General features: G+C 72.1%; 15 protein-coding genes and 1 pseudogene. 7 read left to right on the top strand and 9 right to left on the bottom strand.

Annotated elements, in window-relative coordinates; translation table 11 throughout:
- Nucleotides 1–44: 44 nt before the first annotated feature.
- The gene (locus tag BUE48_RS08095) at nucleotides 45–1,205 is read right to left on the bottom strand and encodes a S8 family peptidase (RefSeq protein WP_286989570.1); all 1,161 of its coding nucleotides are present in this window, start codon (nucleotides 1,203–1,205) and stop codon (nucleotides 45–47) included.
- A gap of 513 nt (nucleotides 1,206–1,718) precedes the next feature.
- Here BUE48_RS08095 and BUE48_RS08100 point away from each other — a divergent pair.
- Nucleotides 1,719–2,213 carry a DUF3145 domain-containing protein gene (locus BUE48_RS08100; RefSeq protein ID WP_012851996.1) on the top strand — a complete coding sequence of 165 codons (495 nt, stop codon included), beginning with the start codon at nucleotides 1,719–1,721 and terminating at the stop codon, nucleotides 2,211–2,213.
- A 389-nt stretch (nucleotides 2,214–2,602) separates the two neighbouring features.
- Here the strand turns inward: BUE48_RS08100 and BUE48_RS08105 are convergent, their stop codons facing one another.
- From BUE48_RS08105 to BUE48_RS08130, 6 genes and pseudogenes are all read right to left on the bottom strand, one after another.
- Nucleotides 2,603–4,048, bottom strand: coding sequence for an acyl-CoA carboxylase subunit beta (locus BUE48_RS08105; protein WP_012851997.1), 1,446 nt, complete (start codon nucleotides 4,046–4,048; stop codon nucleotides 2,603–2,605).
- A gap of 30 nt (nucleotides 4,049–4,078) precedes the next feature.
- Complete coding sequence (gene fabF, locus BUE48_RS08110) at nucleotides 4,079–5,347, bottom strand: beta-ketoacyl-ACP synthase II (protein ID WP_012851998.1); 1,269 nt, start codon at nucleotides 5,345–5,347, stop codon at nucleotides 4,079–4,081.
- A gap of 80 nt (nucleotides 5,348–5,427) precedes the next feature.
- Nucleotides 5,428–5,691 carry an acyl carrier protein gene (locus BUE48_RS08115; RefSeq protein WP_012851999.1) on the bottom strand — a complete coding sequence of 88 codons (264 nt, stop codon included), beginning with the start codon at nucleotides 5,689–5,691 and terminating at the stop codon, nucleotides 5,428–5,430.
- Nucleotides 5,692–5,744: 53 nt separating this feature from the next.
- Nucleotides 5,745–6,734, bottom strand: a complete 990-nt coding sequence (locus tag BUE48_RS08120) for a beta-ketoacyl-ACP synthase III (protein ID WP_012852000.1) — start codon at nucleotides 6,732–6,734, stop codon at nucleotides 5,745–5,747.
- On the bottom strand, nucleotides 6,731–7,639 hold the full coding sequence (locus tag BUE48_RS08125) for an ACP S-malonyltransferase (RefSeq protein ID WP_012852001.1): 909 nt from the start codon (nucleotides 7,637–7,639) through the stop codon (nucleotides 6,731–6,733). Before BUE48_RS08125 ends, BUE48_RS08120 begins: the two co-directional genes overlap by 4 nt.
- Nucleotides 7,640–7,737: 98 nt before the next feature.
- A pseudogene (locus BUE48_RS08130) lies at nucleotides 7,738–8,791 on the bottom strand (PucR family transcriptional regulator).
- Between the two features lie 216 nt (nucleotides 8,792–9,007).
- On the opposite strand from BUE48_RS08130, the gene BUE48_RS08135 reads away from it, so the two are divergent.
- Complete coding sequence (locus BUE48_RS08135) at nucleotides 9,008–9,961, top strand: alpha/beta fold hydrolase (RefSeq protein WP_286989571.1); 954 nt, start codon at nucleotides 9,008–9,010, stop codon at nucleotides 9,959–9,961.
- 150 nt (nucleotides 9,962–10,111) lie between these two features.
- Here BUE48_RS08135 and BUE48_RS24590 read toward each other — a convergent pair whose 3' ends face one another.
- Nucleotides 10,112–11,377, bottom strand: a complete 1,266-nt coding sequence (locus BUE48_RS24590) for a transketolase-like TK C-terminal-containing protein (RefSeq protein WP_502694600.1) — start codon at nucleotides 11,375–11,377, stop codon at nucleotides 10,112–10,114.
- Nucleotides 11,262–12,788: a pyruvate dehydrogenase E1 component-related protein gene (locus BUE48_RS24595; protein ID WP_502694598.1), complete on the bottom strand. Its 1,527-nt coding sequence runs from the start codon at nucleotides 12,786–12,788 to the stop codon at nucleotides 11,262–11,264. Before BUE48_RS24595 ends, BUE48_RS24590 begins: the two co-directional genes overlap by 116 nt.
- A gap of 248 nt (nucleotides 12,789–13,036) precedes the next feature.
- Here BUE48_RS24595 and BUE48_RS08145 point away from each other — a divergent pair, with 248 nt between their 5' ends.
- From BUE48_RS08145 to BUE48_RS08165, 5 genes are all read left to right on the top strand, one after another.
- Entirely contained in the window at nucleotides 13,037–13,246 is a 210-nt protein-coding gene (locus tag BUE48_RS08145; RefSeq protein ID WP_140182208.1) for a DUF1918 domain-containing protein, read from the top strand.
- 87 nt (nucleotides 13,247–13,333) lie between these two features.
- Complete coding sequence (locus BUE48_RS08150; protein WP_140182210.1) at nucleotides 13,334–13,741, top strand: secondary thiamine-phosphate synthase enzyme YjbQ; 408 nt, start codon at nucleotides 13,334–13,336, stop codon at nucleotides 13,739–13,741.
- 174 nt (nucleotides 13,742–13,915) lie between these two features.
- Nucleotides 13,916–14,344: a DUF3052 domain-containing protein gene (locus tag BUE48_RS08155; protein ID WP_140182212.1), complete on the top strand. Its 429-nt coding sequence runs from the start codon at nucleotides 13,916–13,918 to the stop codon at nucleotides 14,342–14,344.
- Between the two features lie 21 nt (nucleotides 14,345–14,365).
- Nucleotides 14,366–14,833 (top strand): peroxiredoxin, encoded by a 468-nt coding sequence (locus BUE48_RS08160; RefSeq protein ID WP_140182214.1) that lies wholly within the window; start codon nucleotides 14,366–14,368, stop codon nucleotides 14,831–14,833.
- A gap of 46 nt (nucleotides 14,834–14,879) precedes the next feature.
- The gene (locus BUE48_RS08165) at nucleotides 14,880–15,212 is read left to right on the top strand and encodes a hypothetical protein (protein WP_140182216.1); all 333 of its coding nucleotides are present in this window, start codon (nucleotides 14,880–14,882) and stop codon (nucleotides 15,210–15,212) included.
- Nucleotides 15,213–15,250 lie beyond the last annotated feature (38 nt).

Genomic DNA, 15,250 nt, shown 5'->3' on the forward strand with positions numbered 1-15,250 from the left:
ATCGGCATCGTCCTTCTTGGCGGGGACGTGCAGGCCCCTGCCGATCACACGACCACGCCGAGGCCGGGCAGGGTGCGGGATCTGGCCGGATCCAGCACCCGCGCGGCGGCCGCCGGGGCGGACAGGTCCTCGGCCGCCGCCGTCGCGGCGATCAGCCCCGCCACCCGCGGGGCCGCAAACGAAGTGCCGCTCCAGGTCGCATACCCGGTGAACAGGTCCGGGTCCACGCCGTCCACCGGCGGACGCGGGCCGTCGAAGCGCACATGGCAGCTGACCACGTTCACCCCCGGCGCGCAGGCGTCCACCCACCGACCGTAGTTGGAGAACCGGGCGCGTTCGCCGCCGTCGAGGGCGGCCACCGCGATCGCCTGCGCGAGCGCGGCCGGCCAAAACGGCCGGTCCGTGGCCGCGTTGCCCGCACAGGCGACCACCACCGCGGCGCGGCTCAGCCGCGCCACCGCCCGCGCCAGGAGAGGGGAGGGCCGGTCGTCGTAGGTGCAGCAGCCCGCGGACAGGTTCACCACGTCCGCCCGTCCCCAGTCGGCCAGCCACCGCAGCGCGCACAGCATCGCCAATTCGTCGCACACTCCGTCGCTGCCGAGCACCCGCATGGCCCGGATCCGGGCGGACGGGGCGTGCTGCAGCACCACCCCGGCCACGAAGGTGCCGTGCCCGGCCTGTGCGTCCAGTTCCGAGTCCAGGTCGGCGTCGAGGACCTCGGCGACCTCCGCGCGCTGTTCGGCGTACCAGTCGGTGTCCTCATACCAAGGGTGCGGTGACAGCCCGGTGTCCGGGATCGCCACGGTGACCTGCCGGCGCGGCGGTGCGGCGGCCGCCGGGACGGGCGGCGGAGCGGCCGGACGCGGCCGGCCGGCCGGACCCGACCACCACATCGGCTGTCCGCACAGCAGGGTGTTGGGCGCCACGGCCGGTCCGGGGCGCAGGCCGTCCCCGCGGAGCCGGTCCGACAGCTCGCAGACGTCCACCCGCGCCCGGGGCCGCAGCCGCATCAGGCACACCCCGCCCTCGATGCGGCTGGAGTCGTGCCAGCGCCGCACCCGCTCCTCCACGGCCGCCGCGTCCTCGGCCGCCACCAGGAGCTGATCGCGCCGCACCACCGTGGGCCGCCCCGCCATCGGCTCCACCAGGGCCGCGTCGGTGTGCCGTGCCAGCATCCGCTCCAGCCGCGCTTCTCGATCGAACACGACGCCTTCCTTAACTCTTTGAAATCATGTGATTACTTTTAGTGTTGAGATGTGTGCGGGCGCCAGCGGACTCGCCCATGAATGGAGCGGCGCGATCCTCATCCGGTCGGCGCCGGTTGAGGAAAGCCAAGGGAAAGGAATGGGCAAGAGAGGTTCGATCTACTAGATGGAGTATGTGATTACCAGGACGGGGGTCGCTGAGCCCGCCGGGTGAACGGCCGTTCCCGTGAGTGCGGCAAGACACCCGGGGCGGCGGCCCCTTCCGGCTCGGGACGCCGCCCCCATGCCGTCTTTGCCGCGACGGGCCGGGGCACCGCCCGCCGCCGGGCGGCGGGGGGAATCGCAAGGAGGCGGCCGGCCGTCACATCGTGGGAATCGGCAAGAGTTGACCAAAGAACGGTCGTGCTCTGGTGCGACTCGTGCTGATGATGCACAATGTTGAACGCGGGCACTGTCCTGAGATTTCTGAGGCCGTAGGGGAAGGCGAGCCTCGGTACGCATCCAGGAGGTCCGGTGACCGCACGTGGCGTTTTTTACGTCCACTCCGCGCCACCTGCGCTGTGCCCGCACATAGAGTGGGCCGTCGCAGGTGTTCTCGGTGTGCCCGCGTCTTTGACGTGGACTGACCAGCCCGCTGCTCCCGGGAGCATGCGTGCCGAACTGCACTGGGAGGGCAGGCCGGGCACCGCAGCCGCGATCACTTCCGCGCTGCGCAACTGGAAGATGCTGCGCTTTGAGGCCACTGAGGACGCCTCACCCGGCTGTGACGGGGTGCGCTTCAGCGTCACCCCCTCACTGGGCGTCTTCAGCGGGGTGATCGGGGCCAACGGCGACGTCATGGTGCCCGAGGACCGGTTGCGAGCCGCCCTGGCCAACGTCGCCATGGGCAAGAGCACCCTGGAATACGAGATGGACCGCCTGCTCGGCACCCCCTGGGACAACGAGCTGGAGCCCTTCCGCCGCGCAGGCGACGGCGCGCCCGTCCGCTGGCTCCACGCCGCCGTCTGACAAGCTCCCGGCCCCGGGGCCACCGCCTGGACCGAGCCAAGGGCACAACCGCCCTCGGCCGGTGCCGCCTGCCTGCCACCGGTCACCCTCGGTGAGCGCGGGACACCGTACCGAAGACGCGCCCGCCGCCCGGCCTCGGCGTGCCCGCCCCGGCGCGGGACCCATGCCCTCGAGGGCGATGCCCGTTCGGCCGACTACGTGATTGCGACAGGGCGCCCCTCTATCTCGTCGCTGGAATGGATGCGCATAAAAGAACAGCCCTCAAGCCGTTGTCCATCAGCGAAGAGGCCGGGAAGGCACGCAGGGCGTCTCCGCGGGAAGCCGGGCCTTGCGGTGCAGACGCACAAGGGGCCCGTGCGAGCGCACGGGCCCCTTGACGGTGAAGCAGACTACAGCGGGATGTTGCCGTGAGCGCCGCGCGCCGGGATGGCCTCGGCGACGGCGCGGGCGATGGCGACGCGGGTCGTGGTCGGGGTGATGACCTCGTCGACGACCCCCAGCTTGCGGGCGCGCTCCAGACCACCGGCGATCTTCTCGTGCTCGGCGGCCAGCTTGGCCTCCAGCGCCGGGCGCTCCTCCTCGGAGGCGGCGGCCAGGGTGCGCCGGTGCAGGATGCGCACCGCGGCGACCGCGCCCATCACCGCCACCTCGGCGGTCGGCCAGGCGAACACCTTGGTGGCGCCCAGGGAACGGGAGTTCATCGCGATGTAGGCGCCGCCGTAGGCCTTCCGGGTCACCAGCGTCACCCGCGGCACGGTGGCCTCGGCGAAGGCGTGCAGCAGCTTGGCGCCGCGGCGGACCACCCCGCCGTGCTCCTGGCCGACGCCCGGCAGGTAACCGGGCACGTCCACCACGACCACCAGCGGCACCCCGAACGCGTCGCACATCCGCACGAAACGGGCCGCCTTCTCCGCCGACGCCGCATCCAGGCAGCCGCCCAGCCGCAGCGGATTGTTGGCGATCACCCCGACGGTCCGGCCGCCCAGCCGGCCCAGCGCGGTGACGATGTTGGGCGCCCACTTGGGCTGCAGCTCCACGTAGCCGGAGTCGTCGGCGCTGTCCACCAGGCCTTTGACCAGCGGCAGCACGCTGTAGGCGCGACGCGGGCTCTCAGGGAGCACATCGGAGAAGTCCCGCTCCTCCACATCGTCCAGCCGCAGCCGGCCCTGGTGGCCCAGCAGTACGGCCAGGGTGCGGGCCCGGGCCAGCGCCTCGGTGTCGTCCTTGGCGACCACGTGCACCACGCCGGACTTGCGGGAGTGCGGCTCAGGGCCGCCCAGCCCGGCCATGTCGATCTCCTCGCCGGTCACCGACTTGACCACATCCGGGCCGGTCACGAAGATCTTGCCGCTCTCGGACAGGATCACGATGTCGGTCAGCGCCGGGCCGTAGGCGGCGCCCCCGGCCGCCGCGCCCAGCACCACCGAGATCTGCGGGATCACCCCCGAGGCCCGGGTCATCGCCGCGAACACCAGCCCGACCGCGTGCAGCGACTCCACGCCCTCGGCCAGCCGGGCCCCGCCCGAGTGCCACACCCCCACGATCGGCAGCCGCTCGCGGAGCGCATGGTCGTAGGCGGCCACGATCGCCTGGCAGCCGGCCATGCCCATCGCCCCGCCCTGGATGCGGGGGTCGGAGGCGAAGGCCACCACCGGCAGGCCCTCGATCCGGCCCAGGGCCGCCAGGACGCCGCTGCGGTCGTTCTCGTCGGTCAGCGGACGGAAGGTGCCGTCGTCGAACAGCGCCTGCAACCGCAGCCGCGGATGCCGCGGGTCCAGTTCCTCCTGCTGAGCTGCCGGGGCCGGGCCGGCGACCCGGTTGTCGAGCACGGTCATGCTGGCTGGCTCCTTTTCACGGGCGACCGGTCAGACGGCGCGCTGGAAGGCGACGGCCACGTTGTGACCGCCGAAGCCGAAGGAGTTGTTGAGCGCGGCGATCGGCCCGTCCGGCAGCTGCCGCGGCTCGCCGCGGACGATGTCCAGGTCGACGGCGTCGTCCAGGTCGTCGACGTTGATGGTGGGCGGCACCAGCCGCTCGCGCAGGGTCAGCACGGTGATCAGGGCCTCCAGCGCCCCGGCCCCGCCGAGCAGGTGCCCGGTCATCGACTTGGTGGCGGTGATGCAGACCTTGGCGGCCACCTCCTCGCCGAGCGCGGCCTTGATCGCGGCCAGCTCGGCCACGTCCCCCTGCGGGGTGGAGGTGCCGTGGGCGTTGATGTGCACCACGTCCTCAGGGCGCAGCCCGGCGTCCTCCAGTGCCCGGCGCATCGCCTTGGCGGCGCCACTGCCGGTGGGGTCGGGCTGCACGATGTCGTGGGCGTCGCCGGAGTAGCCGCAGCCGGCCGCGATCGCGTGGATCTTCGCGCCGCGGGCCCGCGCGTGCTCCTCCGACTCCAGGATCATCACCGCGGCGCCCTCGCCGAGCACGAACCCGTCCCGGTTCTTGTCGTAGGGGCGCGAGGCGCGGGTGGGCTCCTCGTTGCGGGTGGACATGGCCCGCATCGACCCGAACGCCGCCACCTGCAGCGGGTGGATGCACGCCTCGGTGCCCCCGGCGATCACCACGTCCGCCCGGCCCGAGCGGATCATGTCGATGGCGTAGCCGATCGCCTCGGCGCTGGAGGCGCAGGCGCTGACCAGGGCGTGCGAGCCGGCCATGGCGCCGAACTCGATGCCCACCAGCCCCGAGGAGCCGTTGGGCATCAGCATCGGCACCGTGAACGGCGACACCCGCGCCCAGCCCTTCTCACGGAAGACGTCGTAGCTGTTCAAAGCGGTGTGCAGACCGCCGATGCCGCTGGAGATCACCACGCCGAGCCGGTCGCCGTCCACGGCGTGGCCCTCCCGGTCGCCGAAGGCGAAACCGGCGTCCTGCCAGGCCTCGTGCGCGGCGATCAGCGCGATCGCCTGGCAGCGGTCCAGCCGGCGCAGCTTGTGCCTGGGCAGCACCTGCGACGGCTCCACCGCCAGCTGCGCGGCGAAGCGGACCGGCAGTTCCTCGATCCCCTCCCAGTCCAGCGGGCGCACCCCGGACTTGCCGGCGAGCAGCGCCGACCAGGTCGACGGCACGTCGCCACCGAGAGGCGTCGTGGCACCAAGGCCGGTAACGACGACTTTGGTCTGGTTCTTGCTCATGTCAGTGCTCCTGGTTCCTGGGGGGAGTCGAAGGCGCGCCGCCGACCGCGCCGGGCGTGCGGCGGCGCGCCGCACGAGCTTCAGGCCTTGGTGGCGCCCGACAGGTTCTGGACGTAGTTGATGACGTCCTTGACGGTCTTGAGGTTACGCAGCTCGTCGTCGGGGATCTCGACGCCGAACTTGTCCTGGGCGGCCACCGCGATCTCCACCATCGACAGCGAGTCGATGTCGAGGTCGTCGATGAAGCTCTTCTCCGGGGTCACCTCGGCGGCCGGGATGCCGACGATCTCCTCGATGATCTCGCCGAGGCCGGCCAGGATCTCCTGCTCGGTGACAGCTGGCATGTCGTGGTCTCTCCTTCGTTGTGGACGCAAGGTCATCGCCGGACGGCGGCGCCCTACGGGATCTGGATGACTTGGGCAGCGTAGGTCAGACCGGCGCCGAACCCGATCAGCAAGGCCGGGGCCCCGGAGGCGACCTCGCCCCGTTCGATCATGCGGGCGAGTGCCAACGGGATCGACGCGGCGGATGTGTTGCCCGAGCGCACGATATCGTCAGCCACCACCGCGTTGGTCGCCTTCAGACGGCGGGCGATGGACTCCACGATGCGCAAGTTGGCCTGATGCGGCACGAACGCCGCCAATTCCTGGGGGGAGATGCCGGCCCGCCGGCAGGCCGCCTCCGCGACCGGGGCGATCGCGGTGGTGGCCCAGCGGAAGACCGCCTGGCCCTCCTGGACCAGGAACGAGTGACGGTCCTTGATGCGGATCCGGTGGGCCTGGTCGCCGGCGCTGCCCCACACCACCGGGCCGATGCCGGGGGTGGAGGAGCCGGTGACGACCGCGGCGCCGGCCCCGTCGGCGAAGATGATCGCGGTGGAGCGGTCGGTCCAGTCCACCCACTGCGACATCTTCTCGGCGCCGACCACCAGCACGTTGCGGGCGTTGCCGGCGCGGATCGCCGAGTCGGCGGCGGCCAGCGCGTAGCAGAACCCGGCGCAGGCGGCGTTCAGGTCGAAGGCCCCGGGCGCGCGGATGCCGAGCCGGTGCGCCACCGTGGCCGCGTTGCTGGGCACCGTGGTCTCCGCCGAGCAGGTCGCCACCACCACCAGGTCGATGTCGTCGGGCGACAGCCCGCTGCCCGCCAGCGCCTTGCCGCCGGCGTGCACCGCCATGTCGGCGACGGTCTCGTCCTCGGCGGCGATCCGGCGCTCGACGATGCCGACCCGGGTGCGGATCCACTCGTCGCTGGTGTCCATGCGCTGCGCCAGGTCGTCGTTGGTGACGACCCGGGCGGGCTGGTAGTCGCCGAACGCCAGGATGCGCGAGCCGGGCACGGCCTCCGGCAGGCGGAGCCGGGCGGTGCCGGTGTCGTCGGTGCCGCTCATGACGCGTGCGCCTCGATCAGCTCACGCGCCTTGTCCAGGTCGGCGGGGGTCTTCAAGGCCAGCGTCTGGATGCCCTTCAGCTCGCGGCGGGCCAGCCCCACCAGGGTGCCGGCGGGCGGCAGCTCGATGAGGGCGGTCACGCCCAGCTCCCGCATGGTCGCCATGCACGCGTCCCAGCGGACCGGGGAGCTGACCTGGCTGACCAGCCGGTCCACGTACTCGCGGCCGGAGGAGACCACCGCGCCGTCCCGGTTGGACAGCAGCCTGGTCTTGGGGTCGGCCACCGGCATCCCCGGGGCCAGCGCGGCCAGGTGCCCCACGGCCGGGGCCATGTGCTCGGTGTGGAAGGCGCCGGCCACCGACAGCGGACGCAGCCGCGCCCCGGGCGGCGGATCGTCGGCCAGCGCCGCCAGCGCCTCCACCGTCCCGGCGGCCACCACCTGGCCGGCGCCGTTGATGTTGGCGGGGGTGAGGTCGTGCTTTTCGATGGCGGCCAGCACCTCGTCGGGGTCGCCGCCCAGCACGGCGGTCATCCCGGTCTCGGTCACCGCCGCCGCCTCGGCCATCGCCCGGCCGCGCTCGCGGACGAACACCAGCGCGGCCTCGGGGGTCAGCACTCCGGCGATCGCCGCCGCGGCCAGCTCGCCGACGCTGTGACCGGCCACCACGTCCGGGGTGACCTCCAGCGTCAGCGCCGCCGCCAGCGCCGCGCTGACCAGCAGCGGCTGGGCGATGGCGGTGTCGCGGATCTCCTCGGCGTCGGCGGTGGTGCCATAACGCACCAGGTCCAGCCCGGTGACCGCGGACCACCACGCCAGGCGGTCGGCGACCTCGGGCACGTCGAGCCATGGCTGCAGGAAGCCTGGGGTCTGGGCGCCCTGACCGGGCGAGGCGATGACAATCACGCACTTCACCCTGCCGGGTCAGCCCCCCCGCCGCCGATGCCGATCGGCACGAAGTTTCCACGCGGGGCTTTGTGAGGGACCTACAAGCGGCCCTGAGGTCACCGGCCGTCGGGCCGCTGCGCGAAACGCCCCAGGACCAGCGCCAGGCGCAGGGTGAAGGCGTTGCGCCCGTCGGTGGGCGACAGGCCGGTCAGCTCGCTCACCCGGCGCAGCCGGTAACGCACCGTGTTGGGGTGGACGAACATCAGCCGCGCCGTGGCCTCCAGCGACGAGCCCTGCTCCAGGTAGGTGGTGAGGGTGTCCAGCAGCGGGGCCCCGGCGGTGCACATCGGCTCATAGACCTGCTCGACCAGGTAGCGGCGGGCCGACTCATCGCCGTCCAGGGCGCGTTCGGGCAGCAGGTCCATCGACGACACCGGGCGCGGGGCGTCCGGCCAGCCGACGGCGGCGCGCAGCCCGGCCAGCGCGGCCTGCGCCGAGCGGGTCGACTCATACAGGTCGGCCACCAGCGGCCCGACCACCACCGGGCCGGGACCGCACTTGGCGGCGATCGGCCGGGCGGCCTCCATCGGGTCCTCGGCGCCGCCGACGATGACGATGACGCGCCGGCCCTGCACCCCGGCCAGCACGTCGACCCGGGCGCGCCGGGCGGCCAGCTGCATCTGGTCGATGGTCACCTCGGGCTCTTCGTCCGGCGGGGTGTAGCCGGCCACGACGGTGACCGGCTTGGCCGTCCACCCCAGCGCCGCCGCCCACGAGTGCATGCCGTCGTCGACCTCGCCGCGCAGCACCGCGTTGACCACCAGCGCCTCCAGCCGGGCGTCCCAGGCGGCGCGGGTCTCGGCGGCCTGCGCGTACACCGGGCGCGGCCAGCTCCTCCAGCCGGGCCTCCACCACGTCGATGATCACCCGGATCATGTCGATGGTGTGCCTGAGCTTGATGGAGCGCATCAGCTCCCGGGGGGCGGTGCTGAAGATCTCGGCGGAGATGAGGGGGCGGTTCTCCTCCCCGTTTTTGAACCACTCCACGAAGGCGGCGATGCCGGCCTGGGCGACCAGCCCGATCCAGGAGCGCTGGTCGGGCGGCATCCGGCGGAACCAGGGCAGCCGCTGCTCCATGCTGGCCAGGGCCTGGGTGCCGAAGGCGCCCATGGCCTGCTCCAGTCGCTTGGTGGTGGCGGCCCGGATCGTGTCGTCGCTCGTGGTCTTCACGCAGTCAAGGGTGCCATCTCACCGCCTCCGTTCCGTTGCGTCCCGTCATCAAGGCAGGTGGATGCGGTGTCCGGCACGGGGGCGGGGGCCGTGGCGGCGCCCGCCGGGGAGGAGGCGGTGATCCGGTCCCTGCCGCGGGACGGTAGTGTCCGTGCGATGGCGGAGATCACACATCGCACCATCGAGGTCAACGGCCTGAACATGCATGTGGCCGAGGCCGGCTCCGGGCCGCTGGTGGTGCTGCTGCACGGCTTCCCCGAGTGCTGGTACTCCTGGCGGCACCAGCTGACGGCGCTGGCCGAGGCGGGTTTTCACGCGGTCGCGCCCGACCAGCGCGGATACGCCCGCACCGGCGGGCCGCAGCGCGTCGCGGAGTATTCGATCCTGCACCTGGTCGGCGATGTGGTGGCGCTCATCGCCGCGCTGGGGGAAGAGCGGGCCGTCGTCGTCGGTCACGACTGGGGCGCCCCGGTCGCCTGGCACACCGCCCAGTTCCGGCCCGACCTGGTCCGCGGGGTCGTCGGGCTGTCGGTGCACCCCAGGCCGCGGACGTCCCGCCCGCCGGTGGCGGTGATGCGCGAGCAGTTCGGCGAGGGCTTTTACATGGTGGCCTTCCAGGAGCCGAAGCGGCCCGAGGCGGCCTTCGAACGGGACGTGGCCGACACGTTCCGGCGCACGCTGTACGCCCTGTCCGGCGACGCCCCCGGAATGCTGCCGGTCGTTCCGGAGGGCGGCAGTTTCCTGGACGTCTGCCCGGCCCCCGAGCGGCTGCCCGGCTGGCTCACCGAAGACGACATCGCCGTCTACGCCGCCGAGTTCGCCGCCTCCGGTTTCACCGGCCCCCTCAACTGGTACCGCAACCTGGACCGCAACTGGGAGCTGACGGCCGCCTGGCACCGCGCCCCCATCACGCCCCCCGCCCTGTACATCGCCGGGGAGCGGGACATGGTGCTGGCCGGCCCCGGCGTCAAGGAGCGGCTGCCCCGGCTGCGGGAGTTCGTCCCCGACCTGCGCGACATCGTGCTGCTGCCCGGCTGCGGCCACTGGACCCAGCAGGAGCGCCCCCGGGAGGTCAACGAGGCCCTGCTGGCCTTCCTGCGCGGTCTGTGACGGACGCGGCCGGGCGCGCGGCGCCCCCGCGGGTGCGGCCCGATGCGGACCGGGCGGCGCGGTCGAAGCACCGTCCCCGGCCGGTCCGGGACGGGGCGGTGCGCCGGTCTTCGGCCGTGCGGCCGGTGGACCGCACGGCCGAAGAACCGGTCAGGCCCTGTTGGGCTGTGCGGAGACGGCGAACACCTCCGAGATCGGCCGGTCCAGGTCGTAGCGCTCGATGGCCTGGCGCAGCACGTCCGGCTTGACGTCGCCGCGGCGGGCCAGGCGGGTCAGCACGGTCAGCGTGATCGAGGCGGCGTCCACGTGGAAGAACCGGCGGGAGGCCGCCCGGGTGTCGGAGAAGCCGAACCCGTCGGTGCCCAGCGAGGTGAAGTCCTGCGGCACCCACGGGGCGATCTGGTCCGGCACCGCGCGCATGAAGTCCGACACCGCCACCACCGGGCCGGGGGCGTTCTCCAGGCGACGGGTGACATACGGCACCCGCTGCGGCTGGTCGGGGTGGAGGGTGTTCCACTCGTCGCAGGCCAGGCCGTCGCGGCGCAGCTCGGTCCAGGAGGTGGCCGACCACACGTCCGCGCCCACGCCCCAGTCCTCGGCCAGCATCTTCTGGGCCTCCAGCGCCCAGCGCACCGCCACCCCCGAGGCCAGGATCTGGGCCCGCGGGTAGGTGCCGTTGATGCCCTGGGGCGCCCTGGAGTACAGGTACAGGCCCTTGAGCAGGCCCTCGGTGTCCAGGTTCTCCGGGGCGGGCGGCTGCTGGTACGGCTCGTTGTAGACGGTGAGGTAGTAGAAGATGTCCTCGCCGTTGGGGTGCTCGGGAGAAGAGCCGTACATGCGGCGCAGCGCGTCCTTGATGATCACCGCCAGCTCGAAGGCCCAGGCCGGGTCGTAGTAGACGCAGGCGGGGTTGGCGGAGGCCAGCAGCGGGGAGTGCCCGTCGGCGTGCTGCAGGCCCTCGCCGGTCAGCGTGGTGCGGCCGGCGGTGGCGCCCAGCATGAACCCGCGGCCCATCTGGTCGGCCAGCGCCCACATGAAGTCGCCGGTGCGCTGGAAGCCGAACATCGAATAGAAGATGTAGACCGGGATCATGTGCTCGCCGTGGGTGGCGTAGCAGGTGCCCGCGGCGGTCATCGAGCCCATCGCGCCGGCCTCGCTGATGCCCTCGTGCAGCAGCTGGCCCTCGGTGGACTCCTTGTAGCTCAGCAGCAGCTTGCGGTCCACCGGGTCGTAGGTCTGCCCGTGCGGCGAGTAGATCTTGGCGGTGGGGAACAGCGAGTCCATGCCGAAGGTGCGGAACTCATCGGGGGCGATCGGCACGAAGCGGGCCCCGATGTTCTTGTCCTTCATCAGGTCCTTCAGCAGCCGGACGAAGGCCATGGTGGTGGCCACCTTCTGCTTGCCGGACCCCTTCATCAGCTCGCCGTAGACCGAGTCGCCGGGCAGCGTGAGCGGCTTGGCGCGCACCACCCGCTTGGGCAGGTAGCCGCCGAGCGCGGCGCGCCGCTCGCGCATGTACTCGATCTCCTCGGAGTCCTCCCCGGGGTGGTAGTACGGCGGCAGGTCGGCGTCCAGGGCCGAGTCGGGGATGTCCAGGTACAGCCGGTCCCGGAACTCCTTCAGCTCGGCCTTGGTGAGCTTCTTCATCTGGTGGGTGGCGTTGCGGGCCTCGAAGTCCGGCCCCAGCGTCCAGCCCTTGGCGCGAGAGCCTGCGGATCTCATCGTCGGACAGGTGCTCGACCATCTTGCGCAGCCGCGGGTCGTCGCCGAAGAAGTGCTCGCGGATGTAGGCGCCCGACTCCACGCTGTAGGTCTGGAACTGCCCGTCCGGCGTGGTGTTCATCTTGTTGACCAGCACGCCGTCGACGTCCTTGGCCAGCAGCGGGTCCCAGTCGCGGCCCCAGATGACCTTGATCACGTTCCAGCCGGCGCCGCGGAAGAACGCCTCCAGCTCCTGGATGATCTTGCCGTTGCCGCGGACCGGGCCGTCGAGCTGCTGCAGGTTGCAGTTGATGACGAAGGTCAGGTTGTCCAGCTCTTCGCGGGCGGCCAGCCCGATGGCGCCCAGGGACTCCGGCTCGCCCATCTCGCCGTCGCCCAGGAACGCCCACACGTGCGACCGCGAGGTGTCCTTGATCTTGCGGTTGTACAGATAGCGGTTGAACCGGGCCTGGTAGATGGCGTTGATCGCGGTCAGGCCCATGGACACCGTGGGGAACTCCCAGAAGTCCGGCATCAGCCGCGGGTGCGGGTAGGAGCTCAGGCCCCCGCCCGGGTGGGAGATCTCCTGTCGGAATCCGTCCAGCTGCCGCTCGGTGAGCCGGCCCTCCAGGAAGGCGCGGGCGTAGATGCCCGGCGCGGCGTGCCCCTGGATGAACACCTGGTCACCCGACTCGCCGTGGTCCTTGCCGCGGAAGAAGTGGTTGAAGCCCACCTCGTACAGCGAGGCGGCCGAGGCGTAGGTGGCGATGTGACCGCCGACGCTCAGCTCGGGCCGGTTGGCCCGGGAGACCATGATGGCGGCGTTCCATCGGATGTAGGCCCGGATCCGGCGCTCGATGTGCTCGTCGCCGGGGAACCACGGCTCCCGCTCGGGCGGGATGGTGTTGATGTAGTCGGTGCTGCGCAGGCCGGGCACGCCCACCTGCTGCTCGCGGGCCCGCTCCAGCAGCCGGAGCATGATATAGCGCGCACGGGCGCGACCCTCGGTCTTGACAACCGTATCGAGCGATTCCAGCCACTCCCGGGTCTCTTCGGGATTGATGTCCGGGAGCTGGCTCGGCAGCCCGTCGCTGATGATCGAGAAGCGTTGGCGTCCGGAAGCCACGGGGTCCCCTCTTGCTTACCGTTCTGGTCCGGGGAGCGGGTCCCGACGGTCGTCGGTCGTCCGTCCCCCCTCCCATCGTCGTCTGTTATGACGGCTAACGCATCTCTACTCCACGGTAACTATTTGCGCCGGTCAGCACGGGTGACGCGAGGGTCGGAAGGGGAAGGGTCTCGACTGCGGCGGTCGGCCGCAGCATGGTGGAAAGAGGGAGGAAGTACACCAGTACGACCGACCCGGGGAGGTGAGCGATGCAGGCGACAGTGGGCGACCGGCTGCACGTGCACGGCAACGCCGTGGGGCAGCCGGACCGCAGCGGCGAGATCGTCGAGGTGCGCGGTCAGGACGGGGCGCCGCCTTATGTGGTGCGGTTCGACGACGGCCACACCGGGCTGGTGTTCCCCGGACCGGACGCCGTGGTCGAGCGCAAGGGCGCCGGGCGGCGTGTGCCGCAGCACTGACTGGACGACCGGCCGGACAGGCGGCCGACGGCGCGTCCCCGGCCGCGCGTTTGCCGGGGACGCGCCGGCCCGGATACACAGATGACCATGCAGAGCACGGTGATCCGGGTACGCACCGGCGGCATGGAGACGGTGCACGACATCACCGCCGCGTGCGCCTCGTTCGTCGCCGAGGCCGGCGGGGACGGGCTGCTGCACGTGTTCGTGCCGCACGCCACCGCCGGGATCGCGCTGATCGAACTGGGCGCCGGCAGCGACGAGGACCTGCTGGCGGCGCTGCGCGACCTGCTGCCCGCCGACGACCGCTGGCGGCACCGGCACGGTTCCGTCGGCCACGGGCGCTCCCATGTGATGCCGGCGCTGATCCCCCCGTACGCGACGATCCCCGTGCTGGACGGCCGGATGGCGCTGGGCACATGGCAGTCGGTGGCGCTGGTGGACCTGAACGTGGACAACCCCGACCGTCAGGTCCGGTTGTCGTTCCTCAGGGGCTGATTCCCACCCTTTGTTACGCTCAGTGATGGCGCAACCGGAAAAGCGTCGCCCGGCGGGCCGGGTGGACCGAACGGACCGGCAAAGCGCCCGAGACACTTGCGCTGGAGGCCGTCACTTGTGTGAACTGTCCCGCAACGCCACACCGGGTGGCCAATCGACATTGGGAGGACGTTCGTGAGCGCGACCGCGGGTCAGGCGCAGTCTGAGCGCAGCCTGGCCGAGCGGCTGGGCTTCAAGCCCAGCCAGGTGGTGCAGGAGATCGGCTACGACGATGACTGCGACGAGGAGCTCCGTCGCTCCATCGAGGCGGTCACCGGCAACGAGCTGGTCGACGAGGATTACGACGGTGTCGTCGATGTCGTGGTGCTCTGGTGGCGCGACGAGGACGGAGACCTGGTGGACGGGCTGGTCGACGCCCGCACGGCGCTGGCCGACGGCGGTCACATCTGGCTGCTGACCCCCAAGGCCGGCCGGGAGGGACACGTGGAGCCCAGCGAGATCGGCGAGTCGGCGCCCACCGCGGGCCTGTCCCAGACCAGCAGCATGAGCGCGGGCCGCGACTGGTCGGGGACCCGGCTGGTCGCCCCCAAGGTCCGCAAGTAGCCTCCGCGCGGCAGGAGCGTCATGACGATCGATGCGGGTCCCGGGGTGGGGGACCTCGCCCCGGACTTCGAGCTGCAGGACCAGCACGGCGCCCCGGTGCGCCTGTCGTCGCTGCGCGGTCGCGGCGTGCTGCTGGTGTTCTACCCGCTGGCCTTCAGCGGGGTGTGCACCGGCGAGCTGGACGGGATCCGGGACGAGCTGCTGCCCGGCCTGGATGAGGACATCCGGGTGCTGGCGGTCTCGGTGGACTCGATGTTCGCGCTGCGCGCCTGGGCCGACGCGCGGGGGTACTCCTTCCCGCTGCTGTCGGACTTCTGGCCGCACGGCGCGGTGGCCCGCTCCTACGGCGTGTTCGACGACGAACGGGGCGTGGCCGTGCGCGGCTCGTTCGTCGTCGACCGCGAGGGGGTCGTGCGCTGGAAGGTCGTCAACCCGATCGGCGAGGCGCGCGACCTCGACGCCTACCGCGAGGCGCTCGCCGCGTTGTGATCGTCACGGCCGGGGAGGCCCCGGCCGCCGGGATGTGGGAGGCGTCATGCCCTGCTTTCGCTGCGGGGCGCGGCAGACCGACCCGATCCGCGGGGCCAGCCCGTGGAAGCGCGGGGTGCGCGCGGATCGGCAGGTGCTGATCTGCCCGACGTGCCAGCGCACCACGGACTGGACCGCCGCCCTGGACCGCTGTGAGGCCTGCGGCTCCACCGTCCTGATCTGCCGGCTCGGCGAGGTGGAGTGCCGGGACTGCGGGCACGTCCGGGAGGCCCGGCCGTCGGAGCAGCCCGGCGGCCCGGGCGCCTCCGACGCCCCCGGGCTCTCGGAGGAGGTCGCCGCCGCGCTGGATCGGGTGCTGGGGCGCGGCCTCCTGGGCTGACCCTCCGGGCCGGCCCCCGCGTCTTCCGGGCCGATCCC

This window comes from Thermomonospora sp. CIF 1, from assembly GCF_001896795.1.
GTDB classification, from domain to species: domain Bacteria; phylum Actinomycetota; class Actinomycetes; order Streptosporangiales; family Streptosporangiaceae; genus Thermomonospora; species Thermomonospora curvata.